This window comes from Clavibacter sp. MX14-G9D (assembly GCF_032917815.1).
Classification (GTDB): Bacteria; Actinomycetota; Actinomycetes; order Actinomycetales; family Microbacteriaceae; genus Clavibacter; species Clavibacter michiganensis_K.
Map to the genome: position 1 here is coordinate 1 of NZ_JAVCVL010000017.1, position 25757 is coordinate 25757.

General features: G+C 73.3%; 23 protein-coding genes. 9 read left to right on the plus strand and 14 right to left on the minus strand.

Annotated features, from left to right (window positions below):
- Positions 1-627: hypothetical protein (locus Q6969_RS03285; RefSeq protein WP_317229159.1), on the minus strand; the 627-nt coding region annotated here is incomplete at its 3' end.
- A 56-nt stretch (positions 628-683) separates the two neighbouring features.
- Here Q6969_RS03285 and Q6969_RS03290 point away from each other — a divergent pair.
- The gene (locus Q6969_RS03290; protein WP_317229160.1) at positions 684-3911 is read left to right on the plus strand and encodes an arabinosyltransferase domain-containing protein; all 3228 of its coding nucleotides are present in this window, start codon (positions 684-686) and stop codon (positions 3909-3911) included.
- Positions 3912-4194: 283 nt separating this feature from the next.
- On the opposite strand, the gene Q6969_RS03295 is transcribed toward Q6969_RS03290, so the two are convergent.
- The 8 genes from Q6969_RS03295 to Q6969_RS03330 form a co-directional block, all read right to left on the minus strand.
- Positions 4195-5997: a hypothetical protein gene (locus tag Q6969_RS03295; RefSeq protein ID WP_317229161.1), complete on the minus strand. Its 1803-nt coding sequence runs from the start codon at positions 5995-5997 to the stop codon at positions 4195-4197.
- A 272-nt stretch (positions 5998-6269) separates the two neighbouring features.
- The gene (locus tag Q6969_RS03300; protein ID WP_317229162.1) at positions 6270-8288 is read right to left on the minus strand and encodes a glycosyltransferase; all 2019 of its coding nucleotides are present in this window, start codon (positions 8286-8288) and stop codon (positions 6270-6272) included.
- Positions 8289-8290: 2 nt separating this feature from the next.
- The gene (glf, locus tag Q6969_RS03305) at positions 8291-9463 is read right to left on the minus strand and encodes a UDP-galactopyranose mutase (protein ID WP_317229163.1); all 1173 of its coding nucleotides are present in this window, start codon (positions 9461-9463) and stop codon (positions 8291-8293) included.
- 67 nt (positions 9464-9530) lie between these two features.
- Positions 9531-10376, minus strand: a complete 846-nt coding sequence (locus Q6969_RS03310; RefSeq protein ID WP_317229164.1) for a glycosyltransferase — start codon at positions 10374-10376, stop codon at positions 9531-9533.
- Positions 10373-11347 (minus strand): glycosyltransferase, encoded by a 975-nt coding sequence (locus Q6969_RS03315; RefSeq protein ID WP_317229165.1) that lies wholly within the window; start codon positions 11345-11347, stop codon positions 10373-10375. The genes Q6969_RS03310 and Q6969_RS03315 overlap by 4 nt, the downstream gene beginning before the upstream one ends.
- 131 nt (positions 11348-11478) lie before the next feature.
- Positions 11479-12360 carry a glucose-1-phosphate thymidylyltransferase RfbA gene (gene rfbA, locus Q6969_RS03320; protein WP_317229166.1) on the minus strand — a complete coding sequence of 294 codons (882 nt, stop codon included), beginning with the start codon at positions 12358-12360 and terminating at the stop codon, positions 11479-11481.
- Between the two features lie 4 nt (positions 12361-12364).
- Complete coding sequence (locus Q6969_RS03325) at positions 12365-12970, minus strand: dTDP-4-dehydrorhamnose 3,5-epimerase family protein (protein WP_104290540.1); 606 nt, start codon at positions 12968-12970, stop codon at positions 12365-12367.
- A 21-nt stretch (positions 12971-12991) separates the two neighbouring features.
- Positions 12992-13492 (minus strand): GtrA family protein, encoded by a 501-nt coding sequence (locus Q6969_RS03330; protein WP_317229167.1) that lies wholly within the window; start codon positions 13490-13492, stop codon positions 12992-12994.
- A 180-nt stretch (positions 13493-13672) separates the two neighbouring features.
- On the opposite strand from Q6969_RS03330, the gene rfbB reads away from it, so the two are divergent.
- The 5 genes from rfbB to Q6969_RS03355 all read left to right on the plus strand — a co-directional run bounded on the left by rfbB (position 13673) and on the right by Q6969_RS03355 (position 18437).
- Positions 13673-14662, plus strand: a complete 990-nt coding sequence (rfbB, locus tag Q6969_RS03335; RefSeq protein WP_317229168.1) for a dTDP-glucose 4,6-dehydratase — start codon at positions 13673-13675, stop codon at positions 14660-14662.
- The gene (rfbD, locus tag Q6969_RS03340; protein WP_317229169.1) at positions 14659-15513 is read left to right on the plus strand and encodes a dTDP-4-dehydrorhamnose reductase; all 855 of its coding nucleotides are present in this window, start codon (positions 14659-14661) and stop codon (positions 15511-15513) included. The genes rfbB and rfbD overlap by 4 nt, the downstream gene beginning before the upstream one ends.
- Before the next feature lie 95 nt (positions 15514-15608).
- Positions 15609-16478, plus strand: a complete 870-nt coding sequence (locus tag Q6969_RS03345) for an ABC transporter permease (RefSeq protein WP_317229170.1) — start codon at positions 15609-15611, stop codon at positions 16476-16478.
- Entirely contained in the window at positions 16462-17208 is a 747-nt protein-coding gene (locus Q6969_RS03350) for an ABC transporter ATP-binding protein (RefSeq protein WP_317229171.1), read from the plus strand. The genes Q6969_RS03345 and Q6969_RS03350 overlap by 17 nt, the downstream gene beginning before the upstream one ends.
- An 89-nt stretch (positions 17209-17297) precedes the next feature.
- Positions 17298-18437, plus strand: coding sequence for a glycosyltransferase family 1 protein (locus Q6969_RS03355; protein WP_317229172.1), 1140 nt, complete (start codon positions 17298-17300; stop codon positions 18435-18437).
- Positions 18438-18449: 12 nt separating this feature from the next.
- Here Q6969_RS03355 and Q6969_RS03360 read toward each other — a convergent pair whose 3' ends face one another.
- From Q6969_RS03360 to Q6969_RS03370, 3 genes are all read right to left on the minus strand, one after another.
- Positions 18450-19799, minus strand: coding sequence for an LCP family protein (locus Q6969_RS03360; protein ID WP_317229173.1), 1350 nt, complete (start codon positions 19797-19799; stop codon positions 18450-18452).
- Positions 19796-20320 (minus strand): 5-(carboxyamino)imidazole ribonucleotide mutase, encoded by a 525-nt coding sequence (purE, locus tag Q6969_RS03365; protein ID WP_317229174.1) that lies wholly within the window; start codon positions 20318-20320, stop codon positions 19796-19798. Before purE ends, Q6969_RS03360 begins: the two co-directional genes overlap by 4 nt.
- Positions 20321-20402: 82 nt before the next feature.
- Entirely contained in the window at positions 20403-21530 is a 1128-nt protein-coding gene (locus tag Q6969_RS03370; protein ID WP_317229175.1) for a 5-(carboxyamino)imidazole ribonucleotide synthase, read from the minus strand.
- 134 nt (positions 21531-21664) lie between these two features.
- On the opposite strand from Q6969_RS03370, the gene Q6969_RS03375 reads away from it, so the two are divergent.
- Positions 21665-22216, plus strand: a complete 552-nt coding sequence (locus Q6969_RS03375) for a GtrA family protein (protein WP_317229176.1) — start codon at positions 21665-21667, stop codon at positions 22214-22216.
- A gap of 79 nt (positions 22217-22295) precedes the next feature.
- Here Q6969_RS03375 and Q6969_RS03380 read toward each other — a convergent pair whose 3' ends face one another.
- Both Q6969_RS03380 and Q6969_RS03385 read right to left on the minus strand, forming a co-directional pair.
- Positions 22296-23090: a PH domain-containing protein gene (locus Q6969_RS03380; protein ID WP_317229177.1), complete on the minus strand. Its 795-nt coding sequence runs from the start codon at positions 23088-23090 to the stop codon at positions 22296-22298.
- A 3-nt stretch (positions 23091-23093) separates the two neighbouring features.
- On the minus strand, positions 23094-23876 hold the full coding sequence (locus Q6969_RS03385; protein ID WP_317229178.1) for a biotin--[acetyl-CoA-carboxylase] ligase: 783 nt from the start codon (positions 23874-23876) through the stop codon (positions 23094-23096).
- Positions 23877-23959: 83 nt separating this feature from the next.
- Between Q6969_RS03385 and Q6969_RS03390 the strand changes: the two genes are divergently transcribed.
- Both Q6969_RS03390 and Q6969_RS03395 read left to right on the plus strand, forming a co-directional pair.
- The gene (locus tag Q6969_RS03390) at positions 23960-25597 is read left to right on the plus strand and encodes an acyl-CoA carboxylase subunit beta (protein WP_317229179.1); all 1638 of its coding nucleotides are present in this window, start codon (positions 23960-23962) and stop codon (positions 25595-25597) included.
- Positions 25598-25656: 59 nt separating this feature from the next.
- Positions 25657-25757: acyl-CoA carboxylase epsilon subunit (locus tag Q6969_RS03395; RefSeq protein WP_317229180.1), on the plus strand; the 101-nt coding region annotated here is incomplete at its 3' end.

Here is a 25757-nt window from a genome sequence, read left to right on the forward strand (position 1 = left end):
GCGGGCGCGGAGGCGGAGGAGGACCGGCACGTGCGCGAGCGCGATGGCGGCGAGGAGCGCGGCGGCGAACCAGGCGACGGCGTCCGGCAGGTCGAGCGCGGTCAGCAGGAGGAGCGCCGCCAGGGCCAGCACGACGCGCAGGCCGGAGTCCGCGAGCAGGACGCGGGAGTACGCGGGGACGTCGCCGCGGGCGACCATGGCCCCGCGCGCCGTGAACTGCAGGGCGCTGACCGGGGCGATCAGCGCGTAGGCGACCACGAGCCCCGGCGGCATCCCCGCGGCGAGGAGCAGGGGCGCGGCGGCCGCGACCACGGCGACGCCGGCGAGCGCGACCACGGCGGACAGGCCGAGGGCCGACCGGACGGCGGCGGGCACGTCGAGGCCGTGCGCGCCGAGGCGCGCGAGCTCCTGCTCGACGGGCAGGAAGAGGCCGAAGCCCACGACGAGGGCGACGGACCAGAACACGGAGAACATGTCGAACGCGGCGTCGCCGGACGCGGCGTCCGGGGAGAGCGCGGCGAGGCCCCGGGAGACGATGCCGAGGAACACGTACGTGACGAGGCCCGTCACGACCGTGGCGCCCATCACCAGCAGGGCCCGACGGGAGGCGCTGGGGACGGCGGTCATCGGATCAGGCTACCGTCCGGGATCGGGGGGACCCGATCCTGTACCCTCGGGTCACTGTGCCGTCCTCCTCCCCCGCGCCCGCGCCCGAGTCCCCCGAGCTCACCGGGAGGTCCAGCCGCCGGCCGCGGCCCGCGCTCCTCGCCGGCCTCCTCGGCGCGGTGGCCATCGCCTCCGGCGGCCTGCTCGCGCTGGCCCCCGTCGACACCGCCGACGTGCGCGTGGCATGGCCCCAGGACGCGTCCGACATCCGCAGCACCTCCCTCCTGCTCACCAACCAGACGCCGCACTCCCTCGACGCGTCCTTCACGTCCCGGGCGGTGGAGGCCGCCGCCGCGACGGACGACGGCGTCCTGCTCGCGACCATCGATCCCGCCGAGCCCGAGGCGGCGGTCGACGGCCTCGTCCTCACCGCCAGCGGCACCGCGCTCACCCTCGAGGTCGACGGCGTCTCCGAGCGCCTGCCCCTCCGGGCCGGCGACGACGTCTCCTACGCCCTGCACTCGGACGTCCACGGGCTGACCCTCGATGCCGACGGCACGCGCGTCGTCGACCTCCCCGGCACGCTCCCGCCGCAGATCGACGCCCTGGTCTCCAGCGTCACGTCCCTCGACGCGCCGTCCGACCTCGCCGTCGGCGTGCAGGTGGTCGACGACTTCGACAGCACGCCCAGCGGGATCAAGATCGCCGTCATGGTGCTCATGTGGCTGAGCCTCGCCGCCGCCCTCGTGCTCCTCGCCCGCGACGACCGGTTCCGGCGCCGCCGCCGGGACGCCCGGGCCGACGCCGCCGGCCCTCCGGCTTCCGGGGGCGCGGTGCTCCGGGACGGACGCCCGTCCGCGACGGCCTCCTCCCAGCCCGGCGGGTCCGCCGCGGCCCCCGAGCGCCGCCGCCCGCTGTCCCGGGTCCTCCGCGCCCTCCGCCCCGTGGACGCCGTGGTCGTCGCGGTGCTCGCGCTCTGGATCTTCATCGGCCCGATGACCGACGACGACGGCTACTACGCCGCGATGTCGCTCAACGACGGCGTCGCCGGGTTCGTCGGCAACTACTACCAGATGTTCAACCAGTCCTTCACGCCCTTCACGTGGTTCTGGCAGCTCCTCGGCGCCTGGCAGGAGCTCGGCGGGCGCTCGCCCGTCTGGCTCCGGACGCCCGCCCTCCTCGCGGGCATCGCGGCCTGGTTCGTGTCCCGCCACCTCCTCGAGCGCGCGGTCGTCCGCCTCTCGCGCCGTGCGCGCCTCTGGGCCCGCGGCCTGCTCGCGCTGACCTTCCTCATCTGGTGGCTCTCCTACACGATCGGCAGCCGCCCGGAGATCCTCGGGTCGCTCGGCGGCGTGATCGTCCTCGCCCTCGTGCTGCGCTCGCGGGACCGCTCGACCCTGCTCCCCGCCGCCATCGCCGCCCTGGTCGCCGGGCTGGCCTTCGCGGCGCACCCCACGGGCATCGTCGCGTTCGCGCCGCTCCTGCTCGGGATCCCCGGCTTCTGGCGCCTCGCGTCGGAAGGGGGCTCGCGCCTCGCGGCCGCCGCCCGCACGATGGCCGTGCTCTCCGTCGGGTCCGTCGCGCTCTTCGCGGCCTTCGCGGACGCGACGCTGTCGGACGCCCTCACGGGCCCCAAGCGCTTCGCCGCCGTCGAGACGCCCCTCACCTGGCTCGACGAGTGGTCGCGCTACGCCCTGCTCATGAACGACATCCCCATGGGGTCGTACGCGAAGCGGTCCGTCGTGCTCCTGGCGCTCGTCCTGCTCGTGTGGTGGGTCGCGACCTACGCCGCGTCGCGCATGTCGCCGCGCGCCGCGCGGCTGATCCCGGCCCCGCTCGAGCTCGCGGGCTGGGGCCTCGCCCTCTCGTTCGTGCTGCTCTGGATCACGCCCAGCAAGTGGACCCACCACTTCGGCGCCATCTCCTCCGTGGGTCCGCTGTTCGTCACCCTGCTCCTCGTCCTCGCGCCCGGCATCGTCGCGGGCCTCCTCCACGGCCGGCGCGCCCCGTGGTGGCTGACGCCGCTCGCCGTGGCGAGCCTCATCCCGGTCATCGTGTTCTCCCTGCACGGTCCGAACTCGTGGGCGTACGCCTGGGGCCAGGGCATGTTCGGCGACGGCCGCGACCCGGGGTTCGGCCCGATCCGCTTCGGCGCCCTGCCCATCTGGATCCTCGTGGCGGCCGCGGCCGTCGGCGTCGCGGTCCTCGTGCAGCGCCGCGCCGGCCGCGCCTGGTCCAAGCCCAGCGGCCTCTGGGCGGTCACGGCCCTCGCGACCGTCTTCGCGCTCGTCACGGGCGGCTACCTGGTCGGCACGTTCTCCCTGGCCGCGGCTCGCGGGCTCGACGGCTACTCGGTGGGCGCCGCCAACCTCGAGGATCCCGACGGCTCGCAGTGCCTCACGGGTGCGGCCATCACCACGTGGGACGCGAGCGCGGGCAGCGCCCTCGCGGTCGACGAGGGCGACGAGGCGGAGGCCGCCGAGCCGGGCTCGTTCGCTCTGGGCGGCGGCTGGCCGAGCTCGGACCCGCCGCCCGCGGTCGCCGACGGCGTCGCCCTGTGGGGCAGCTACGCCGAGGGCGGCGACACCGTGGGCCGCATGACGACCCCCTGGTACCGCGTCCCCGAGACCACCGCCCAGCAGCGCATCGCCGTGCTCGTCGGGGGCGAGCTCGCCACGGGGGACGCCGACCGCCTGCGCCTGCAGATCCGGGACTCCGAGGACCGCGTCGTCGACCTGGGCGGCGTCGCCGTCGAGGACACCGTGGACCGACCCGGGTGGCGCACCATCGCGATCGACCCGTCGCGGCTGACGCCGGGCGACACCATCCGCCTCGATGCGCAGGACGGCACCACCGGCACGGACGGCTGGTTCGGGTTCACCGCGCCCGTGCTCGTCGACCCGGTCCCCTTCAACGACCTCGCGGCCCCCGGCGCGCCGACCGCCGTCACCTGGACCTCGTCGTTCTGGTTCCCCTGCCAGCGGCCCGTGTCGATCGCGCACGGCATCATCGAGCGCCCCGTCCTCGCGACCACGTTCGGCGAGAGCGGCCCCGACAACATCTGGGTGCAGCGTCGTGGCGGGTCCCTCGCGGGCGTCGAGCGCTCCTCCACGGTCGTGACCCTGGCGTCCGACATGGAGGGGGCCGGCAGCTCGTGGGGTCGCGTCCAGCTCTTCGACTACCCCTACGCGGCGGACGCGTACGACCTCACGGTCGAGCGCGTGTCGACCTGGGGCTGGCGCACGCCGTTCGACCCGGTGTCGCAGATCGTCGAGTTCGAGCGGGACCAGGGCGCCTCCGAGTGACCCCGGTGACGGCGGTCGTCGTCGGCCCGGGCGGCATGCCGCCAGCCGGCGCCGTCGGGCCGGAGCGCCGCTCCGTCCTCCGCGGCACCCTCGGCTGACGCGCCGGCACCGCCGACGCGTCGTCCGTCCGCAGGGTCGCCCTCCGCGCGGTGCCGCACCGGTCGCCGCCGACGCGGGGACGCCGACGTCGCGGACCGCCGGATCGGGGCGGACCCTGGGACGGGGGGGGCAGACGACGAGGACCGTGCACCCCGGGGTGCACGGTCCTCGTCATGCGGCGGGACTAGCCGTAGACGACCTGCACGCCCTGCGCGCCCACCACGATCCGGCCTCCCGTGAACTCCTGGATCACGTCGCCCCCGGATGCGCGCTCCTCCCCGAGCGGCAGGCCCAGTCGGCTGGTCGCGGCGCCGAGCGCCACGTACCGGTCGCCGATCCAGCCGCGCACGATGAAGGCGCCGCGTGCGGACGAGTAGATGCCGCCACCCGTGAAGGCCTGCGCGGCGCCGTTCGGCACGGCGGTCTCGATGCCCGTCGGCGAGCCCAGGACGCCGGACTGCTCGCGCGCCTGGACGTACCGGTCGCCGATCCAGCCCCGCACCCCGAAGGCGCCGCGGGCGGACGAGTAGAAGCGGCCGCCCTGGAACTGCTGCTGCGCGCCCTGCGCGGTGGCCCGCTCGTCGGCCGTGGAGAGGCCGAACGCGCCTCCCGCGGCCCCGCGGGCGCGGTAGGCGTCGGCGATCCAGCCGCGGACGACGCTCGTGCCGCTGGAGGTCGCCGACACGAGGCCGCCCGTGAAGTCCTGCGAGGCGCCGCCCGGCACGGTCCTCTCGTCCGCGCGCGGGAAGCCGAGGACCCCGGAGTCGCGGCCGAGCGCCCGGTAGCGGTCGCCGATCCAGCCGCGGACCACGAACGCGCCGGCGGACGAGGCGACGACGTCGCCCCCGCTGAAGGTCTGGCGTGCGCCGCCGCGCACGGACAGCTCGTCGGTGGTCGGGAAGCCGAGCACCCCGCCCGCGCCGCCCGCGGCGGTGAAGCGGTCGCCGATCCATCCGCGCACCGCGTGGGCGCCGGCCGCGGAGGAGTACACCGACCCGCCGCCGAAGCGCTGCACCGCTCCCCCGGGGAGGGCCTGCTCGTCCCCGAGCGGAGCGCCGAGCGCCCCGCTGGAGGAGCCTCCGCGGATCCAGGCGTCGCGGATCCAGCCGCGGACCACGAAGGCGCCCGCGGCGGACGACACGATGGAGCCGTTCCGGAAGTCCTGCGCGGCGCCGCCGGGCACGGCCCGCTCGGGACCGACGGGCGCGCCGAGGATGCCGGAGGCGCCGCCGACCGAGCGGTACTTGTCGCCGATCCAGCCCCGCACGTCGAAGGAGCTCGAGCCGAACCAGTCGGTGAAGTACGCGTAGAAGTTGCGGTTGCCGTACGAGGAGCAGCGGCCGCCCGTGCCGTAGCCGGAGGCGAGCGCCTGCCGGTCGGGCTGGTACGGCGTGTAGTAGTACAGGCTGGCGGTCGCCTGGTTCGAGATGTAGACGGCGCTGCTGCCGCACGACGCGTCCGGGTGGTACAGCACCTGCACCGTCGTGCCCTTGGCGTAGCGCGTGTAGCGGGTGCCCCAGGACGTGCCGGGGCCGGTGCCGGCCGGGTTGGAGTAGCGCTGGAACGCCCACGCCGCCTTGTAGACCTGGTTGTAGAAGCCGTAGAACTGCGCGTCGCAGGCGGCGGTGTCGGGGCATCCGTAGCCGGTCGCGGACCGGTAGGCGCGAGCCGACGGCGCCGTGGACAGGACGAGCCCCTGCTCCTTCTGGAGGAGCACGATGAGCACCTGCGGGTTGATGCCGCAGGCGCGGCCCACCTTCGCGATGATGTCGGCGGCGCTCTCGTTGCGGGCCCCCTGGTACGGGCCGCACATGGGGTCGGCGCCGCGGGAGAACGTGTCCTGCCGGTAGTCCTTCAAGCAGGTGTAGCCGGAGCGGCACGCGGCGACGCGCTGGGCGAGGAAGGCCTGCACCTGCGGCGCGCTCATCGTGCCCTCGTCGAAGAACACGGCATCCGAGATGATCGCGCCGGCGCGGAATCCGGACATGTCCGCGGCCTGCGCCGCCTCCGGCCCGCCGACGGCCCCCGCCATCATGATCCCGCACGCTGTCGCGATCGCGGCGATGACCGCCACCATCCGACGCGCGGATCCCCTCATCCGTCGCACTTGACGCCCCCGCTCCCGGGGGCCCGAAGCGCGCCCCGCTGGGACATGCTAACCGCTGGTCGGCGCGACCGGTCCGCCGGGACGGGCGGGACGACGCCGGGCGGCGAACCCGCCGCGCGGCCCGGCGTGGACGCCGGGGCCGCGCCGGAGGGTCAGCGCCCGTCGCGCGGCGGCGTGACGCCGAAGCTCCGCGCCCACTCCCGCTCGCTCGTGATGCGGGGCAGGGCGGCCCGGTACGCGGCCCGCAGCTGCGGCCAGCGCGCCAGGATGCGGGCGCGCAGCACGATGCTCGTGACGAGCATGCGGCGGAAGGTCGCCGGGTCGCGGCGGTGCAGGAGGGCCGCGGATCCCTCGGCGTTCGAGACGAGGACGCTGTCGTAGTTCGGCACCACCCACCAGCGCGCGTCCGCGAAGGCGAGGTGCGCCTCGGGAGCGCTCTGCGCCGCCGGCTTCACGGGGGTGAACGCGTGACGGAGCACGACGCGCGCCAGCCACACCGGGCGCGTCAGGGCGTTCGGCGCGCGGTACTGGCGGGGTCGGCGGCGGGACGCGAGCGTGCCCTCGACGGCGGGCAGCTCGTCGCGGTCCTTGATGGCGACGCCGTCGGTGAAGCGCGTGGCGAGCTCCCGCGTGCGGGCGAGCCGCGTGACCATGTCCTGGTGCAGCCCGCGGGGTCCGCGGAGGATGTTGCGGTACGCCTCATGCCGTGCCGCCAGGGCGAAGTACTGCATCGAGATGAGGTGCCGCACGTCGGTGGCGAGGTTCGCGGTGAGGAGCCGCCCGCCCCGCGGGAACGGCGAGTGCAGGAGCGCCACGATGAGCCGGTTGCGGGCGTGGAAGAACGCCTGCCAGTCCTGCGAGTCGTCCTTGTCGACCCAGGAGACGTGCCACACCGCGGCGCCCGGGAGCGTGACGGTCGGCACGCCGTGCTCGCGGGCGCGCAGCGCGTACTCGGCGTCGTCCCACTTGATGAACACGGGCAGCGACAGCCCGATCTCGCGGATGGTCTCGACGGGGATGAGGCACATCCACCAGCCGTTGTAGGCGGCGTCCACGCGGCGGTGCATCCACCGGGTCTGGCGGAGGTTCGACGAGGGGAAGTCGTGGCGGGTCGGCGTGACCGGACCCCACATGAAGTTCCACATGTCGAAGCCCTCGGCGTACGCGTGGAGCTTGCCCTTGTCGTACATGTCGAACATGTGGCCGCCGACGATGGTCGGCTTGACCGCGTAGTCGGCGAACTTCAGCGCACGGCGGATGCTCTCCGGCTCGATCGTGATGTCGTCGTCGAGGACGAGCACGTAGTCGGACTCGCCGGCCTGCAGCGTCTCGTACATGCCGCGCGAGAATCCGCCGGAGCCGCCGAGGTTGGCCTGGTCGATGACGCGGAGGCGGCCGCCGAGAAGCTCCTCGGCGCGCGGGAACTCGGGCTGGTCGACGATCTTCTGCGTGCCCTGGTCCGTGACGAAGACGTTGTCGATGAGCCGGGTCACCTCGGCGTTGGCGCCGATGTCGGTGAGGAGCTTCACGCAGTACTCGGCGCGGTTCAGCGTCGTGACCGCGAGGCTCACGGATCCGGTCGAGCCCGTGCGGGTGACGGTGCCCGCGGGGGCGAACCAGGCCGCCTGCACGAGCGAGAGGTCGGCCTCCTCGCCCACGAGGTCGAACCAGTACCAGCCGCCGTCGGCGAAGTTGGTGAAGGGCAGCTCGAAGGTGCTCGTGGTGGCGCCGTCGAGGACCCGGCCCTCGACCTTCTGGATCACGCCGCGCGCGTTGGAGCGGTAGACGATGACCTGCCCCTGGCCCTCGGTCATGACCTCGAGCACGACCGACGCGAGCGACGTGTGCGCGCGCCAGTACGCGGCGGGGAACGCGTTGAAGTAGGTGCCGAACGAGACCTTGCGGCGGTGGGGCACGCGGAAGCCGCCCTCGCCGTCCATCGCGCTGAGGATCCCGATGTCGGACAGGCGCACCACCGCGCGGTCGTGGTCGGCGTCGATGACCTGCATGTTCGTGCCGTGCTTCCGGCGGTCGACGACCGGGATGCTCGTCCAGTAGTCCGCGTCGACGTAGAGCGGCACGGTGTCCGGGTCGTGGTCCGTGGGGAAGATGACGCGCTGCAGCAGCAGCGCCTCGTCCCGGCCCGTGGCCTCGATGAGGGCGTCCGCCATGATCAGGATCCTTCCGTCGCGACCGGCGCGAGGACCGGCTTGAGGACGTTCTCGTACATCGTGAGCGCCGAGCCGATGGCCATGTGCATGTCGAGGTACTGGTAGGTGCCCAGGCGGCCGCCGAAGTAGACGCCGTCCTCCGCCGCGGCGAGCTCCCGGTAGCGGAGGAGGCCCTGGCGGTCGTCCGGCGTGTTGACGGGGTAGTACGGCTCGTCCTCGCGCTCGGCGAAGCGCGAGTACTCGCGCATGATGACCGTCTTGTCCTCGGGGTAGTCGCGCTCCGGGTGGAAGTGGCGGAACTCGTGGATCCGCGTGTAGGGCACGTCCGCGTCGGCGTAGTTCATGACGGGGGTCCCCTGGTGGTCCTTGATCGGCAGGACCTCCCGCTCGAAGTCGAGCGTCCGCCAGGACAGCGCGCCCTCCGAGTAGTCGAAGTAGCGGTCGATCGCACCCGTGTAGACGACGGGTACGCGCCCGACGGTGGAGGACTTCGTGATCTCCTGCGACTCGTCGAAGAAGTCGGTGGAGAGGCGCACCTCGATGTTCGGGTGGTCGGCCATGCGCTCGATCCACGCGGTGTAGCCGCCGACGGGCAGGCCCTCGTGCGCGTCGTTGAAGTAGCGGTTGTCGTAGTCGTACCGGACGGGGAGGCGGGAGATGACCTCGGCCGGGAGCTCCGTCGGGTCGGTCTGCCACTGCTTCGCCGTGTAGTCGCGGATGAACGCCTCGTAGAGCGGACGCCCGATGAGGCTGATGCCCTTCTCCTCGAGGTTGCGGGCGTCGCCCGACTCGAGCTCCGACGCCTGCTCCTGGATGAGGCGCCGCGCCCCCTCCGGTCCGTGCGCCGCGCGGAAGAACTGGTTGATCGTGCCGAGGTTGATCGGCAGCGGGAACACCTCGCCGCGGTGGTTCGTGTAGACCTTGTGGACGTAGGGCGTGAACTCCGTGAACCTGTTGACGTACTCCCACACGCGCTCGTTGGACGTGTGGAACAGGTGCGCCCCGTAGCGGTGGACCTCGATGCCCGTCTCCGGGTCGGCCTCGCTGTAGGCGTTGCCGCCGATGTGGTCGCGGCGGTCGATGACCAGCACCCGGAGGCCGAGCTCCTCGGCCACCCGCTCCGCGATCGTGAGGCCGAAGAATCCGGATCCGACTACTACGAGGTCATGGGCCATGGAGAACGGGTCCCTTTCATGTCTGGGGGGTCGTCGCGGCGCGACGACCCCAGGGTACCCTCCCGGCTCAGGGGCCGACGCGACCCGCGCCGGACCCCCCGGCGAAGACCCGGCCGTACGCCCACCGGCGCAGCCGCTCGGGCACGAGCCGGTAGCCGCCGCGGATCGCGACGTTGCGGAGGGCCTGGAACGGCGTGGTGAAGCGGCGGCGGCGGAACTCGCGCTGGAGCCGCAGCTCGGCCCGCAGCTGGGAGAGCCCGCCGCGGCGCGCGTAGGCGCCGTCGCTCACGCGGTACATGACGAGGGGCTCCGGGATGTTCTCCACCCGGGCGCCCTGCTGCACCATGCGCGCGAAGAGGTAGTAGTCCTCCATCAGGCCGATGTCGATGTAGCCGCCCGCGGCGCGCACGGCCGAGCGGCGGTAGACGACGGTCGGGTGGTTGAACGGGTCGTGGAAGCGGGCGTACCCGCCGATGCGCGCGGCGCCGGTCGGCGGGGTGCGGGTGCCGACGATGGTCCCGACCTCGTCCGCGAACTCGTACATGCCCGTCCCCACGAGGTCGAGACCCGTGCCCATCAGCTCGAGCTGCCGCGCGAAGCGCTCGGGGAGGGAGATGTCGTCGGCGTCCATCCGCGCGACGACGTCGTGGTCGCACGCGTCGAGGCCGCGCTCGAGCGCGTGGGCGAGCCCGGCGTTCCGGGCCAGCCGGACGACGGAGGCCGGCACCGGCGACGCGGCGACGGCCTCGTCGACCGCGCGGGAGAGGGCGGCGGAGACGGGTCCGTCCTGCACGACGACGACCTGGTCGGGGCGCAGCGTCTGCTGCTCGACGGAGCTGCGGAACGCCCGCACGAAGTAGTCGGGCTTGTCGCCCGAGTAGACGGGGAGGAGGAGGGTGAAGGGCTCCGTCACGCGCGCGCCCCCGCGTCCGCCTCGACCCGGGCGACGTCCTCGCTCGCGGCGCCGAGCCCCGCGAGCACGATGACGTTCGGACGCGGGCGCGTGAGCAGGCCCGTCCGGAGCCCGCGCAGGAGGCCCGACAGGAGCACACGCCGGTCTCCCGAGCGGAGGATCGTGCGGGTCCACGAGCGCAGCGCCGCGCCCGTGTACAGCACGCGCTCCGCCGCCGTCAGCGACGGCGACAGGCGCATGAGCCACGCCTTGTTCCGGACCTCGTAGAAGAAGCGGGCCCCGGGATCGACGTCCGCGGCGCCGAAGGTGCGCGTCCGGTGCTCGACGGTGCTCGCGGAGGACACGAAGCCGCGCCCGCGGCGCAGCAGCCGGGTGCTGTACTCGAAGTCGTCGTTCCACAGGAAGTAGTCCGCGACCGGGAGTCCGTGGCGCCGGACCGCGGCGGCCTCGACGAGCAGCGAGACGAACGAGGCGCTCCGGACCGGGTACGCGCCGTGCGCGGCCGCACGCTCGCGCGACGACCGCGAGGCGCCCGGCCGGACGCGCGGGGTGTTCATCGGGTGCGGACGGCCGTCGACCCAGCGGACGGCGGAGGCCAGCACGACGGTGCCGACGGGCGCGCGACGGCGGGTGGCCAGCAGGGCCGCGAGGGCTCCGGGGTCCGGGACGGTGTCGTCGTCCATCAGCCAGACGGCGTCGGCGTCGTGGACGGCCAGCGCCCGCGCGATCGCCACGGTGAAGCCGCCGGCCCCGCCCGTGTTCCGCGGCAGCACCACGAGGTCGACCTGCGGGAAGCGCTCCCGGATCACGTCGGCCGTGCCGTCGGAGGAGGCGTTGTCGACCACCACGATCGCGGCCGGCGCCACGGTCTGCGCGGCGAGCGCCGCCAGGGTCTCCTGGACGAGCTCGCGGCGGTCGAAGGCCACGACCACGGCGACGATGCGCGCGCTGCGCTCCACGTCGGACGGCATCCGGTCCTCTCCTCGGTCATCGTCCGCGCGCCCCCTCGGGAGGGCGGACGTCGGCGTGCGCCGGGCGACGGGGTCGACCGGGAGGCGCGCCGGGCTCCCCCGATGGTAGCGGGGAGCGGCCGGACGGCCGGTCAGCGCCCGGGCTGGGCGGCCGCCTCGGCGAGGGCCGCGAGGTAGCTCCCGTAGCCGCTCTTGATGAGCGGGGCCGCGAGCTCGCGGAGCTGGTCGAGGTCGATCCACCCGGCGCGGTACGCGATCTCCTCGATGCAGCCGATCTTGAAGCCCTGGCGGTCCTCGATGACCTTCACGTACTCGGAGGCCTGCATCATGCTCTCGAACGTGCCGGTGTCGAGCCACGCGGTGCCGCGGTCGAGCACCTGCACGCGCAGGCGGCCCGCCTGGAGGTAGTGGTCGTTGACCGCGGTGATCTCGAGCTCGCCGCGCTCGCTCGGCTCGATGGACTTGGCGATCTCGACCACGTCGTTGTCGAAGAAGTAGAGGCCGGGCACCGCGTAGGCGCTCTTCGGCTGAGCCGGCTTCTCCTCGATGGAGACGGCCGTGAAGTCGTCGTCGAACTCCACGACGCCGTAGGCCGTCGGGTCGGCGACGTGGTACGCGAAGATCAGCGCGCCGTCGATCCCGGTGTTCTTCCGGAGGCTCGTGCCGAGGCCCGCGCCGTGGAAGATGTTGTCGCCGAGGACGAGCGCCACGGAGTCGTCGCCGATGAACTCCTCGCCGATGACGAACGCCTGCGCGAGGCCGTCGGGCGAGGGCTGCACGGCGTACTCGATGCGCATGCCGAGGTGCGACCCGTCGCCGAGCAGCGCCCGGAACTGGTCGTTGTACTCGGGCGTCGTGATGATGAGCACCTCGCGGATGTCGGCCATCATCAGCGTCGACAGGGGGTAGTAGATCATCGGCTTGTCGTAGATCGGCATCAGCTGCTTGCTGATGCCCTTCGTGATCGGCCACAGCCGCGTGCCGGAACCGCCGGCCAGGATGATGCCCTTCACGGGATCAGCTCACCTTCTGGGAGTCGTGGAAGGCGCGCATGTCCGACCAGGTGGGGAGGAGCCCGGCGGCAGCCGCCTCGGCGAGGGTGGGCGCCTCGAGGTCCTTCGGGGAGAGCAGCGCCTCGCCGGCCTCCTCGGGGAAGCGGAGGTCGAGGTCGGGGTCGAGCGGCGTGATGCCGTGCTCGGCCGCCGGGTTGTAGACGTCGCTCACGAGGTACGTGACGGCGGCGTCGTCGGTCAGCGCGACGAAGCAGTGGCCGAGGCCCTCGGAGATGTAGACCGCCTTGTGGCTCTCTGTGTCGAGGCGCACGCTGTCCCACTGGCCGAAGGTCGGCGAGCCCACGCGGATGTCCACGATGAAGTCGAGCACGGCGCCGGAGACGGCCTTCACGTGCTTGGCCTGGCCGCGCGGGACGTCGGCGAAGTGGACGCCGCGGACGACGCCCCGCCTCGACACGCTCATGTTCGCCTGGCGGAGGTCGAGCGGGTGGCCGACCGCCTCCTGGATCTCGTCGAACCGGTACCACTCGAGGAACACGCCCCGGTCGTCGGTGCGCTGGACGGGGGTGAGCTCGTACGCGTCGGGTACGGCGAGTTCGCGGATCTGCACGGAGCCGACCCTAGCAACGCGTCAGGCCGGCCCCGCGGCGCCCGCGCCCGACGGACCGTCCGGGGGCTCCCCCTCTCCGGGGGACGGGCGCCGGAACGAGAACCGCCCGTGCCCGACGTAGCTCACGACCGTGATGAGCACGACGAGCATCGCCTGCGCCCCGAGCCGCGGGACCCCGAGCGCCACGAGCACCGGCAGGAGCACGGCGTTCAGGGCGATGGAGACGAGGTATACGGAGACGAACCGCCCGAGGTCCCGCAGCAGGTGGCCGCGGACCCGGTAGACGAGCCGGCGGTACAGCGCGAAGGCGACCGCGATGGCGACCGCGTAGCTGCCGAGGAGGGGGACCAGGGATCCCGCGACGGGGTTCCCGGCCCGGTCGAGGGCACGGCCGACGGTCGCCTCCAGCGCCGCGAACAGCACGAAGGCGAAGCCCGTGTTGAACCCGCCGACGAGGAGGAACCGCACACGGCGGTCGCCGAGGAGCTCCCGCAGGCGGGCGACGGGGGTGATCCGGGGCACGCGTCCATGATGCCCCGCCCGTCCCGGCCGCGCCCGCGGGGCGCCGCACCCCTGATGTGGGGGGAGCGGTCCCCTCGGCCGCGCATGCCCCGCTCGATAGGATCGAGCGCCCGGCGCCCGAACGCCGGTCCATGACGCCGGCCCACCCGCCCGGCGCCTCTACCGAAGGACGTATCCCCCATGAGGATCCTCGTGACCGGCGGCGCCGGCTTCATCGGCTCCAACTTCGTGCGCCACGCGCTCCAGGACCACTACGCCGGGCTGGAGGGCGCCGACGTGATCGTGCTCGACGCGCTCACCTACTCCGGCAACCTCGAGAACCTGGCCCCCGTCAGCGACTCGCCCCGGTACACGTTCGTGCACGGCGACATCCGCGACGACGCCGTGCTCGACGAGTGGATCCCGAAGGTCGACGCGGTCGTGCACTTCGCCGCCGAGAGCCACGTCGACCGCTCCGTGCGCGACGCCAGCATCTTCGTCGAGACGAACGTGCTCGGCACGCAGAAGCTCCTCGACGCCGCCCTCCGCCACGACCTGAGGCGCTTCGTGCACGTCTCCACCGACGAGGTCTACGGGTCCATCGCCGAGGGCTCCTGGGACGAGGAGCGGCCGCTCGAGCCGAACTCCCCCTACTCCGCCTCCAAGGCCGGCAGCGACCTGCTCGCCCGCTCGTACCACCGCACCCACGGGCTGAACGTGTCCATCACGCGCTGCTCCAACAACTACGGGCCGTACCACTTCCCCGAGAAGGTCATCCCGCTGTTCGTCACGAACCTCATCGACGACCGGCACGTGCCGCTCTACGGCGAGGGCCTCAACATCCGCGACTGGCTGCACGTGGACGACCACTGCCGCGGCATCGCGCTCGTGCTCGTGCAGGGCGCGCCCGGCGAGATCTACAACATCGGCGGCGGCACCGAGCTCACGAACCGCGAGCTCACGCAGCTCCTCCTCGACGCCACCGGCCGCGACTGGTCGTACGTCGACCGGGTCGAGGACCGCAAGGGCCACGACCTCCGCTACTCCGTCGACATCTCCAAGATCCAGCGCGAGCTCGGCTACGCGCCCCAGGTGCCGTTCGAGCAGGGCCTCGCCGACGTCGTGCAGTGGTACCGGGACAACCGCTCGTGGTGGGAGCCGCTGAAGCAGCGCGCCGAGCTGCCCGCGTGAGCCGGATCCTCGTCACCGGCGCCCGCGGGATGCTCGGGCAGGACCTCCTCCCGGCCCTCGCCGGCCACGACGTGACCGCGCCCACGCGCTCCGAACTGGACATCGCCGACGAGGCCGCGGTCCGTGCCGCGGTCGCCGGCCACGACGTGGTCGTGAACCTCGCGGCGTACACCGCGGTCGACGCGGCCGAGGAGCACGAGGAGGAGGCCCGCGCCGTCAACGCGACGGGCGCCGGCGTCCTCGCGCGGGCCGCCGCTCGGGAGGGCGCCCGCATCGTGCACGTGTCCACCGACTACGTGTTCGACGGCTCCGCCGACGCGCCGTACCCGGAGGACGCCCCGCACGCTCCCGTCTCCGCCTACGGCCGCACCAAGGCCGAGGGCGAGCGGCTCGTGCTCGCGGGCCACCCGGCGGGCGCGAGCGTCGTGCGCACCGCCTGGCTGTACGGCGCGGGGGGCCCGAGCTTCCCGTCGACCATGCTGCGGCTCGCGGGGACGCACGAGACGGTGTCCGTCGTCGACGACCAGCGCGGGCAGCCGACGTGGACGGTCGACCTCGCGGCGCGCCTCGTCGAGCTCGTCGAGGCCGGCGCTCCCGCGGGCGTGTTCCACGGGACGTCGTCGGGCGTCGCCACCTGGTACGACCTGGCGCGGGCCGTCTTCGCCGAGGCGGGACTCGATCCCGAGCGCGTGCGGCCCACCGACAGCGCGTCCTTCGTGCGGCCGGCGCCCCGCCCCGCGTACTCCGTGCTCGGCCACGACGGCTGGGCGCGCGTGGGGCTCGCCCCGCTGCGGGACTGGCGGGAGGCGCTGTCCGACGCCGCCGCCCACGGCGTCCTCCGGGCACCCTGACGGCTACACTCGTGTCCGGTCCGATCCCGGACGCCGTCCCCGTCCCCGCTCCGCGCCCCGCGCGGACCCCACGCAGTCCGAAGGGCACCACCGACGTGTCGAGCATGACGAGTTCCGAGGCGCGGGAGTTCTCGAGGCCCGGCACGGGCGCGGGCCTCCTCGACGTCTACCGTCGCCGCTACCTCCTCTCCCTGCTCGTGCGCAAGGAGGTGCAGGTCAGGTACCGCGGCTCGGTGCTCGGATGGCTGTGGTCGTACGTGAAGCCGGCGGCGCAGTTCGCGGTGTTCTTCATCGCGATGGGCGTGTTCCTGCGGCTCAACCAGAACCAGGTCAACTACCCGATCTACCTGTTCTCGGGCATCATCCTCATCAACTTCTACACGGAGGCGTTCTCCAACTCGACGAAGTCGCTCGTCGACAACGGGGCGCTGATCAAGAAGATCTACCTGCCGCGGGAGCTGTTCCCGGTGTCGAGCACCTTCGTGGCGCTCGTGAACTTCCTGCCGCAGCTGGTGATCCTGCTGGTGGTCTGCCTCTTCGTCGGGTGGGCGCCGACGCCGGTGCAGGTCCTGGGGATCCTGCTGGGCGTCGCCATCATCGGCACCCTGGCCATCGGCCTCGGCATGCTGTTCGGCGCCGCCAACGTCTCGTTCCGCGACTCCCAGAACTTCGTCGAGCTCATCGTCATGGTGGTCGTGTGGGCCTCCCCGGTGCTCTACCCCTTCGCCCAGGTCCGCGACCAGCTGCCGGACTGGCTGCTCGTGGTCTACCAGCTGAACCCGGTCACGGCCGCGGTCGAGCTCTTCCACGCCGGCTTCTGGTACCCGACCACCGGCGGCACGGGCGACCTGCCCGAGAACCTGTGGATGTACGGCTTCATCGCCCTCGGCGTCTCGCTCCTGAGCCTCCTGCTCGGGCAGCTCGTCTTCAAGAAGCTGGAGGGGCGCTTTGCCCAGGACCTCTGAGTCGGACGCGCTCCCGCGCATCATCGTGGAGAACGTGCGGAAGTCGTTCCTGCTGCGCCACACGCACTCCATCAAGGAGACGGTGATCGCCGCCGTCCGCCGCAAGCCGCTCGCCAGCACCTTCGACGCGCTGGAGGACGTCAGCTTCTCCGTGCGTCCCGGCGAGTCCGTGGCGCTGCTCGGGTTCAACGGCTCCGGCAAGTCCACGCTCCTGAAGCTCATCTCGGGCGTCTACCAGCCGGACAGCGGCGAGGTGCTCGCCCGCGGACGCATCGCGGGCCTCATCGAGGTGGGCGCGGGCTTCCACCCCGACCTGTCCGGGCGCGAGAACATCTACCTGAACGCGGCGATCCTCGGCATGGAGCAGCACGAGATCGATGCGCGCTTCGACCAGATCGTCGCCTTCAGCGAGATCGAGAAGTTCATCGACACCGAGGTCAAGCACTACTCCTCGGGGATGTTCCTCCGGCTCGCGTTCTCGGTCGCCATCCACACCGAGGTCGACATCCTGCTGGTGGACGAGATCCTGTCGGTCGGCGACGAGCCGTTCCAGCGCAAGTGCCTCGCGAAGATCCGCGAGCTGCACGACCAGGGCAAGACCCTCGTGGTCGTGAGCCACGACCTCGACATGGTCTCGGACCTGTGCGAGCGCGGCATCCTCATCCAGTCGGGCAGGGTCGCCTTCGACGGCCCCTCCAAGGAGGCCGTGGAGCGGATGCGCCAGGGCTGACGCCCCGGCGCTCCTCCCGGGCGCCCGCGCCGGCCGTCGGTACGATGGTCCTCCCGCGGGCCGACCCGACACCCGCGCGATGGAGGACCGTGACCACCACGCTGCGCGTGATCATCGACCAGCTGACCGGACCCACGCCCGGCGGCATCGGCCGCTACGCCGAGGACCTGACGAGCGCCGTGGTCGCCGCCACGCCGAGCGGCTGCGAGGTCGAGGGCGTCGTCTCCGCGATCACGCCGGAGCAGACGGCCGACCTCGAGGCGCGGCTGCCGGGGCTCGCCCGCATCACGCGCGTGCCGCTCCCCCGCCGTGAGCTCTCCCGCGCGTGGCAGCTCGGCCTGCCCACGCCCGGGACGACCGGCATGGTGCACGCTCCGAGCCTCCTGGCGCCGCTCCGACGCCACGACCGGGTCAACACGCACGACCAGATCGTCGCCACCATCCACGACGTCAACGCGTGGACGCACCCCGAGAGCATGACGAGCGCCTCCGTCTCCTGGACGAAGGCCATGGCCAAGCGGGCGCGCAAGCACGCCGACGCCGTGGTCGTGCCGTCGCACGCGCTGGCCGAGGAGCTCGCGCGGTACGTCGACCTCGGCGACCGCGTGCGGGTGATCGGCGGCGCCGTCAGCCCGCGCATCGCGCTGCCCGAGGACCCGGGGGCCCGCGCCGCCGAGCTCGACCTCCCCGCCGACTACCTGCTCACGGTCGGCAGCCTCGAGCCGCGGAAGGGCGTGCAGGCGCTCGTGCAGGCGCTGGCGCGACCCGAGACGGGCGACCTCCCCCTCCTCATCGTCGGGCCCGCCGCGTGGGGCGACGTCGAGCTCGCCCAGGTGGCGGACGAGGCGGGCGTCGACCCGTCGCGCGTCCGCAGCCTCGGATCCCTCTCGGACGCCGACCTCGCCGTCGCCCTCGACCGCGCCACGGTATTCGTGCACCCCAGCCTCTCGGAGGGCTTCGGCCTGCCCGTGGTCGAGGCGCTGTCGTTCGGCACGCCCGTCGTGCACTCGGACGCGCCCGCGCTGCTCGAGGTCGCGGCCGACGCGGGCGTCGTGGTGCCGCGGGACGACGCCGACGGGTACCCCGAGCGCCTGGCCCACGCCATCGGCGGCCTGCTCTCCGACGCCGCCGCGCGCGAGCGCCTCGCCGTCGTCGGCCAGGACCGGGCCCGCGCCTTCAGCTGGCGCGATGCCGCCGAGAAGGTCTGGCAGCTGCACGCCGACCTGTAGGCGCGGCGCGGGTCAGCCCGCGGAGCCCTCCGCGAACCGGTCCTGGATCGCCTGCCGGATGGCCGGGAAGTCCGGGTCCTGCGAGTCGAACCGCGGCGGCACGATCTCGAGGTCGTCGATGGGCTGCCCCTTCGTCTTCAGCGCCAGCCGGGTGAAGTAGCCCAGCATCCCGCGCGGGATGTCGGTCTTGACCACCTGCTGGCCGGCGTCCGCGATGGCGTCGAACTTGGTGAGCACGTTGGCGGGGTCGAACTGCTGGACGACCGCCTGCTGGACCTCGCGCTGGCGCGCCATGCGGTCGTAGTCCGTGGTCTGGTAGCGGGAGCGCGCGTACCAGAGGGCGTGGTAGCCGTCGAGCCGCTGCCTCCCCGGCTCGATCCACTCGGGGATCGGGACCGGGTTGAACTGCTCGTCGTGCCCGGAGCCCATGCCGATGCGCCGCTGCACGTCGATCTCGATGCCGCCGAGCGCGTCGACCATCTCGGAGAAGCCCTCCATGTCGATGAGCGCGTAGTACTGGATCGTCAGCCCGGTGACGCCCTGCACGGCCTCGCGCATCGCCTCGATCCCGGGGAGGCTGCCGCGCTCCACCGCGTCGGGGTAGAGGTCCTGCTTGTAGACCTCGACCTCCGTGTAGATGGAGTTGAGCATGCAGGCGTCCACGTCGCAGCGCCGGTACCCGTCCGGGTACCGCGCCGCGAGCGGCGAGCCGTCGGAGAACGGCACGTCCTCCATGTCGCGCGGGAGGCCGACCATGGTGGCCTGCCCGGTGTCGGCGTCGATGCTGACCACCGTGATGCTGTCGGGGCGGAGGCCCGCGCGGTCGCTCCCCGCGTCGCCGCCGAGCAGCATGATGTTGTACCGCCCGTCGACGGGCGCCTCGCTGGCGTAGTCCCCGAAGATCCCGCCGAGTGCGCCGCGGCCGACGCCGACGACGTAGGCCGCGTAGGCGGCGGAACCCGCGGTGCCCACCATGAGGAGCACGGAGAGCGCCGCGATGACCGGCCGGGCCCGGGGCGCCACCCGGATGATGCGGGCGAGCCGCAGGGTGTCGAGGGCCAGCACGACCCAGAGCACCGCGTAGGCCGCGAGCACGACCTGCAGGACGACGAGCAGCCACTCCTCGGACACGAGCTGGATGAGCGCGCCGCGCGCGAAGAGCGCGAGCCCGCCGACGACGACGGCGATGCCCCAGACGACGAGCGTGGAGGCGAGGCCGATGCGGCCGAGGCGGCGGTTCCCCGCGAGGACCTGGGCGGATCCGGGGATGAGCACGTTCAGCACGACGAGCCACCAGGCCCGGGTGGTCATGATCCGCGGCGACCGGCTGTCCGGGTGACGGATGGGCTGGGTCAGGCTCACGCGCGCGACGAGAACTTCTGCCGCAGCGCGGCGTCCTTGCGCTCGACGAGCTCGGCGAGCTCCGTGCGGTGGCGCGCGAGGGCGTCGGCGATGCGCGCGTCGGAGGTCGAGAGGATCCGCGCGGCGAGGAGCCCCGCGTTCTCCGCGCCGCCGATGGACACGGTGGCGACCGGGACGCCCGCGGGCATCTGGACGATCGACAGCAGCGAGTCCATGCCGTCGAGGGTCGCGAGCGGCACGGGGACGCCGATGACGGGCAGGGTCGTGACCGAGGCGAGCATGCCGGGCAGGTGGGCGGCGCCGCCGGCGCCGGCGATGATGACGCGGATCCCCCGCTCGCGCGCGGCCTGCCCGTAGGCGATCATGCGCTCGGGCGTGCGGTGCGCGGACAGGACCTCGACCTCGTGGGCGATGCCGAGGGAGTCGAGCGCGACGGACGCCTTCTCCATCACGTTCCAGTCGGAGTCGGAGCCCATGACGAGGCCGACGAGTGCAGGGGTGTCGGGATTCACGGGCTCCATGCTAGGTGCCGGATCCCGAGTGCCCGGCCTCGCCACGCAGCCGCCGCCGGAGCGCGCCGGGGAGGCCGGGCGCGGCCGCGCGTCAGCCCCGGAAGAACGCGGCGGCCGCGCGGGCGCGGTACGCGGTCTCGTCGAGGTCGTCGCCGACCACGGTCACGTGGCCGACCTTGCGGCCGGGCCGGGGCTCCTTGCCGTAGAAGTGGAAGCGCGCCTCGGGCTGGTCCGCGAACGCGCGCGGATAGCGGTCCGCGACGGTGCCCTCCTCGGGGCCGCCCAGGACGTTGATCATGACCGACCAGGGCGCGAGCGGGCGCGGGGAGCCGAGCGGCAGGTCCAGCACGGCGCGCAGGTGCTGCTCGAACTGGCCGGTCACCGCCCCGTCCATCGACCAGTGCCCGGTGTTGTGCGGGCGCATGGCCAGCTCGTTCACGAGCAGGCGGCCGTCGACGGTCTCGAACAGCTCGACCGCGAGGACGCCGGTGACGACGAGGCCCTCCGCGATCCCGCGGGCCATCTCCTCGGCCGCCTCGCGAAGGCGCGGGCTCGCACCGTGCGCCGGCGCGATGACCTCGGCGCAGACGCCGTCCCGCTGGATGGACTCGACGACCGGCCACGCGGCGATGTCCCCGGAGGGCCGGCGGGCGACGGACTGGGCGAGCTCGCGGGCGTAGTCGACGAGCTCCTCGGCGAGGAGGGCGTCACCGGCGCCGAGCGCGGCGAACCAGTCCTCGGCCTCGTCCGCCGATCGCACGACCCGCACGCCCTTCCCGTCGTATCCGCCGCGCGGCGTCTTCACGACGGCGACCCCGCCGTTGTCGGCGAGGAAGGCGGCGAGCGCGGCGCGGTCGGCGACGCGCGCCCAGACCGGCACCGGGACGCCCAGCTGCTCCAGGCGCTCGCGCATGAGGAGCTTGTCCTGGGCGACCATCAGGGCGTCCGGCCCGGGGTGCACCGCGACGCCCTCGGCGACGAGCGCGCGCAGCACGTGCTGCGGCACGTGCTCGTGGTCGAAGGTGATCACGTCGACCCCGCGCGCGAACTCGCGGACCGCGTCGAGGTCGCGGTAGTCGCCGACGGCGGTCGCGGCGAGGGCCGCGGACATGCCGTCGGCCTCGGCGAGCACGCGGATCCCGATGCCGAGCTCCACGGCGGGGGCGATCATCATCCGGGCGAGCTGGCCGCCGCCGACGACTCCGACGATGGGCGTCATGGTGTGCTCCTCTGCGAAGGTGGGGGGCCCGAGGGCGCCTACGGGCGTCGGCGCGACAGCCGTCGCGCCACCAGCCGGTAGCATCGTCCGTCACGCCACCCGCCATCCTCCCCCATCCAGGACGGACCCCGCCCATGTCCCCCCGCCGCTCCCTCGCGTCGCTCGGCGTCCAGATCGCCCGCTTCGGCCTCGTCGGCGGCCTGGGCTTCCTGGTGGACCTCGGGGTCTTCAACCTGCTGCGCGCGACCGTCTTCCACCCGGACGCCGTCGAGGCCGGACCGATCCTCGCGAAGGCCGCCTCCACCGTCGTCGCGATCGCCGTGAACTGGGTCGGCAACCGGTACTGGACCTTCGGGGCCGACCGCACCGCACGGCGCGGCCGGGAGGCGCTCGAGTTCCTCGCCGTGAGCCTCGTCGGCATGGCCATCGGCCTCGGCTGCCTCTACGTCTCGCACTACGTGCTGGGGCTCACGTCCCCGCTCGCGGACAACGTCTCCGCGAACGTCATCGGCCTGGGGCTCGGATCCGCGGTGCGCTTCGTGCTGTACCGGCAGTGGGTGTACTCCCCGGCGCGACGCCACGCGGCCGCGACGCGGGACTCCGAAGCACGGTCCTCCGACGCGTCCCGCACGGCGGCGCCTCTCGCGCAGGACGCCGCGGAGCCGGAGCGGATCGCGGTCCCCTAGCCGCGGCAGCCGCGGGAGCCGCGGGCATCGCCACCCCGGCGCCGAGCCGGTGGCCGCGTGGGTGCTATCCGGCGGGCGGTCAGGACCGCTGCCAGGGCTGGGTGTCGTCCGGCCACGCGGACCGGGCATCGTCCTGCTGCCGCCATGCGGCGTCCCCCGGGCGCCCGCGACGCGACTCCTCCTGGCGGCGCCGTTCCGCGACCATGTTGGCGTTCTCCTCCATGAGGTCCTGCAGGGCCTGCACGACGAGCCCGGCCGACGGGACGTCGCGGAGGACCACGGGGGCCTCGAGCCCGGCGTTGATCGTCACGTTGCCGCTGCGGTGCAGGTGCTGCAGCGGTCCGCGCCGGAGCGTCACGTCGTAGCCGCGCGAGTGCAGGAGCTCCTGGCGCGTGCGCACGAAGAAGCCGTGCGAGACGACGAGCCGGCGGGTCGTGACGATGTAGCGGCGGTTGAGCCAGACGAGCACCGGCAGGACCGTGACGAACACGCCCACGCCGGCGAGGGACACGAGCAGCAGCATGTTCTCCCACGGCTCCGGGAACCACGCGCCGAAGTAGCCGGCGGCGAGGCAGATCGCGAAGAGCAGGAGCACTGGGAGGGTGAGGGCGCGCCCGTGCGGCCGGAGCCGGACGAGGACGCGCTCCGGGTCGGCGGCGACCACCTGCTGGGGCGGCGCGGCGGGCGGGGCGACGGGCCGGCCGAGGCGCGGATCGACGTCGTGCGACGACGTCAGGCGGGCCGCCTCGTCGTCGGCGATGCGCCGGCGCTCCTCCTTCTCGGCCTTGCGACGAGCCCGGCGTCCGCCGCGGACGGGCAGCGCCCGACCGCCCTCCCCGGGTGCGTACCGCTGCGTGTCACCCGTGTGCGCCATGCCTCATTGATACCGCAGATGCGTCACGTCCCCGGCGGCGACAGACGTGACCGCCGGATCCCCGGCGGACTCCACGGTGAGGCGCCCGTCGTCGTCCACCCCGGTCGCGCGCCCGAGCAGCTCCCCGCCGCCCGGCAGCTCGACGCGGACGTCCCGCCCGATCGTCGCGCACGTGCGCCCCAGCTCGTCGACGAGGCCGGCGGTCCTTGCGTCGCCGTCGGCGGCGGCGTACGCCCGGTACCGCGTGCGGAACGCCGCGAGGTACGCGGCGAGGATCCCGTCGATGTCGGGCCGCCGCACGCCCGCCAGCAGGAGGGACGTGGAGGTGGCGGTCGGCAGGTCCCGCTCCTCGAGCGTGAGGTTGAGCCCCGTCCCGAGGACGACCCGGCCCGGGGCGACGAGCTCGCCGAGGATCCCGGAGACCTTCCGCCCGTCCACGTGCACGTCGTTCGGCCACTTCAGCGTCACCTCGGCGGGCGCCGGGACGACCTCGCGCAGCGTCGCCACCAGGGCGAGGCCCGCGACGAGGGGCAGCCAGCCCGGGTCGAGGTCCGTGCGTCCCGGCGCGCAGAGCACGCTCACCGCGAGCGTCCGACCGGGCGGCGCCACCCACGTCCGTCCCCGCCGCCCGCGCCCGGCGGTCTGGTCGAGCGTCAGCAGGACGGAGCCGTCGGGCCAGGCGGAGGGATCCGCCGTCGCCCGCCGCGACAGCTCGTCGTTGGTCGAGCCGACCGTGTCGAGGGCGACGAGGCGCGGGGCGGCGAGGCGGCTGAGCGGGAGGTCCATGCCGTCACCGTAGCGACCGGATCAGGAGGAGACCGCACCCGGGACGCGCCGCCTTCTGTGCGGTCCCTACAACGGCGGGGCCCATGGCCGCCGGTACAGTGAGGCGGGTGACTGCACACGAGCCAGACGAGGACGCCGGCGCCCCGGACATGTACACGACCGCCGGGAAGCTCGCCGACCTGAAGAGGCGCTACCACGAGGCCGTCACCGCGAGCGGCGAGGCCGCCATCGAGAAGCAGCACGCGCGCGGCAAGATGACCGCCCGGGAGCGCATCGACCAGCTCCTCGACCACGGCTCCTTCGTCGAGCTGGACGAGTTCGTCCGCCACCGCACGCACGCCTTCGGCATGGACGCGAAGCGCCCCTACGGCGACTCGGTCGTGACCGGCACCGGCACCGTCAACGGCCGCCAGGTGGCCGTCTACTCGCAGGACTTCACGATCTTCGGCGGCTCCCTCGGCGAGGTCGCGGGCGAGAAGATCATCAAGGTCATGGAGCTCGCCATCAAGACGGGCGTGCCCATCATCGGCATCCTCGACTCGGGTGGCGCGCGCATCCAGGAGGGCGTCGTCGCCCTCGGCAAGTACGGCGAGATCTTCCGGCTCAACACGCGGGCCTCGGGCGTCATCCCGCAGATCTCGCTCATCATGGGCCCGGCCGCGGGCGGCGCCGTCTACTCCCCCGCGCTCACCGACTTCGTGATCATGGTCGACAAGACCAGCCACATGTTCGTCACGGGTCCCGACGTCATCAAGACCGTCACGGGCGAGGAGGTCGGCTTCGAGGAGCTGGGCGGCGCCCTCACGCACAACCGCGTCTCGGGCGTCTCGCACTACCTCGCGAGCGACGAGGACGACGCGCTCGACTACGCGCGCACCCTCCTCGGCTTCCTGCCGGACAACAACCTGGCCGAGCTGCCGGAGTTCCCCCGCACGGCCGACCTCGAGATCACCGCGCAGGACCTGCGGCTCGACACGATCATCCCGGACAGCCCGAACCAGCCGTACGACATGAAGGCCATCATCGAGCTGGTCGTCGACGACGGCGAGTTCCTCGAGACCCAGCCGCTGTTCGCGCCGAACATCATCGTCGGCTTCGCGCGCGTCGAGGGCCGCTCGGTCGGCATCGTCGCGAACCAGCCGAACGCGATGGCGGGCACCCTCAACATCGAGGCGGGCGAGAAGGCCAGCCGCTTCGTGCGGTTCTGCGACGCCTTCTCCATCCCGATCCTCACCCTGGTCGACGTGCCCGGCTACCTGCCCGGCACCGACCAGGAGTGGACGGGCGTCATCCGCCGCGGCGCCAAGCTCCTGTACGCCTACGCGGAGGCCACCGTGCCGCTCGTCACCGTCATCACGCGGAAGGCGTACGGCGGCGCGTACATCGTCATGGGCTCCAAGCAGCTCGGCGCCGACATCAACCTCGCATGGCCGACGGCCGAGATCGCGGTGATGGGCGGCCAGGGCGCGGTCAACATCCTGTACCGGGGCGAGATCAAGCGCGCGGAGGCCGCCGGCGAGGACGTCGCCGCCGTCCGCACGCGACTCGCCAACGAGTACACGTACAACGTGGCGAGCCCCTTCCTCGCCGCGGAGCGCGGGGAGCTCGACAACGTGATCCAGCCCGCCGCCACGCGCGCCTCGGTCATCAAGGCGCTGCGGGCGCTGCGCACCAAGCGGGCCAGCCTGCCGCCGAAGAAGCACGGGAACATCCCGCTGTGAGCGACGTGCCCTCCGCCCCCGGCCCCGACCACGCGGACGCCGCGATCGGCGGCGTCCGCGTGGTCGGCGGCTCCCCCACCGAGGAGGAGCTCGCCGCGGCGACCGCCGTCCTCGTGGCGCTGGCCGCGCAGCCGGCGGCCGAGCAGCCCGTGCGACGCGC

Coding starts and splice junctions, on each gene's coding strand:
- Q6969_RS03295 (WP_317229161.1), bottom strand. CDS start 5,997: ATGTCCGGATTCCGCGCCGGCGCGATCATCTCGGATGCCGTGTTCTTC.
- Q6969_RS03300 (WP_317229162.1), bottom strand. CDS start 8,288: ATGGCGGACGCCCTCATCGAGGCCACGGGCCGGGACGAGGCGCTGCTG.
- glf (WP_317229163.1), bottom strand. CDS start 9,463: ATGGCCCATGACCTCGTAGTAGTCGGATCCGGATTCTTCGGCCTCACG.
- Q6969_RS03315 (WP_317229165.1), bottom strand. CDS start 11,347: ATGCCGTCCGACGTGGAGCGCAGCGCGCGCATCGTCGCCGTGGTCGTG.
- rfbB (WP_317229168.1), top strand. CDS start 13,673: ATGAGGATCCTCGTGACCGGCGGCGCCGGCTTCATCGGCTCCAACTTC.
- purE (WP_317229174.1), bottom strand. CDS start 20,320: ATGGAGCCCGTGAATCCCGACACCCCTGCACTCGTCGGCCTCGTCATG.
- Q6969_RS03370 (WP_317229175.1), bottom strand. CDS start 21,530: ATGACGCCCATCGTCGGAGTCGTCGGCGGCGGCCAGCTCGCCCGGATG.
- Q6969_RS03375 (WP_317229176.1), top strand. CDS start 21,665: ATGTCCCCCCGCCGCTCCCTCGCGTCGCTCGGCGTCCAGATCGCCCGC.
- Q6969_RS03380 (WP_317229177.1), bottom strand. CDS start 23,090: ATGGCGCACACGGGTGACACGCAGCGGTACGCACCCGGGGAGGGCGGT.
- Q6969_RS03385 (WP_317229178.1), bottom strand. CDS start 23,876: ATGGACCTCCCGCTCAGCCGCCTCGCCGCCCCGCGCCTCGTCGCCCTC.
- Q6969_RS03390 (WP_317229179.1), top strand. CDS start 23,960: ATGGCCGCCGGTACAGTGAGGCGGGTGACTGCACACGAGCCAGACGAG.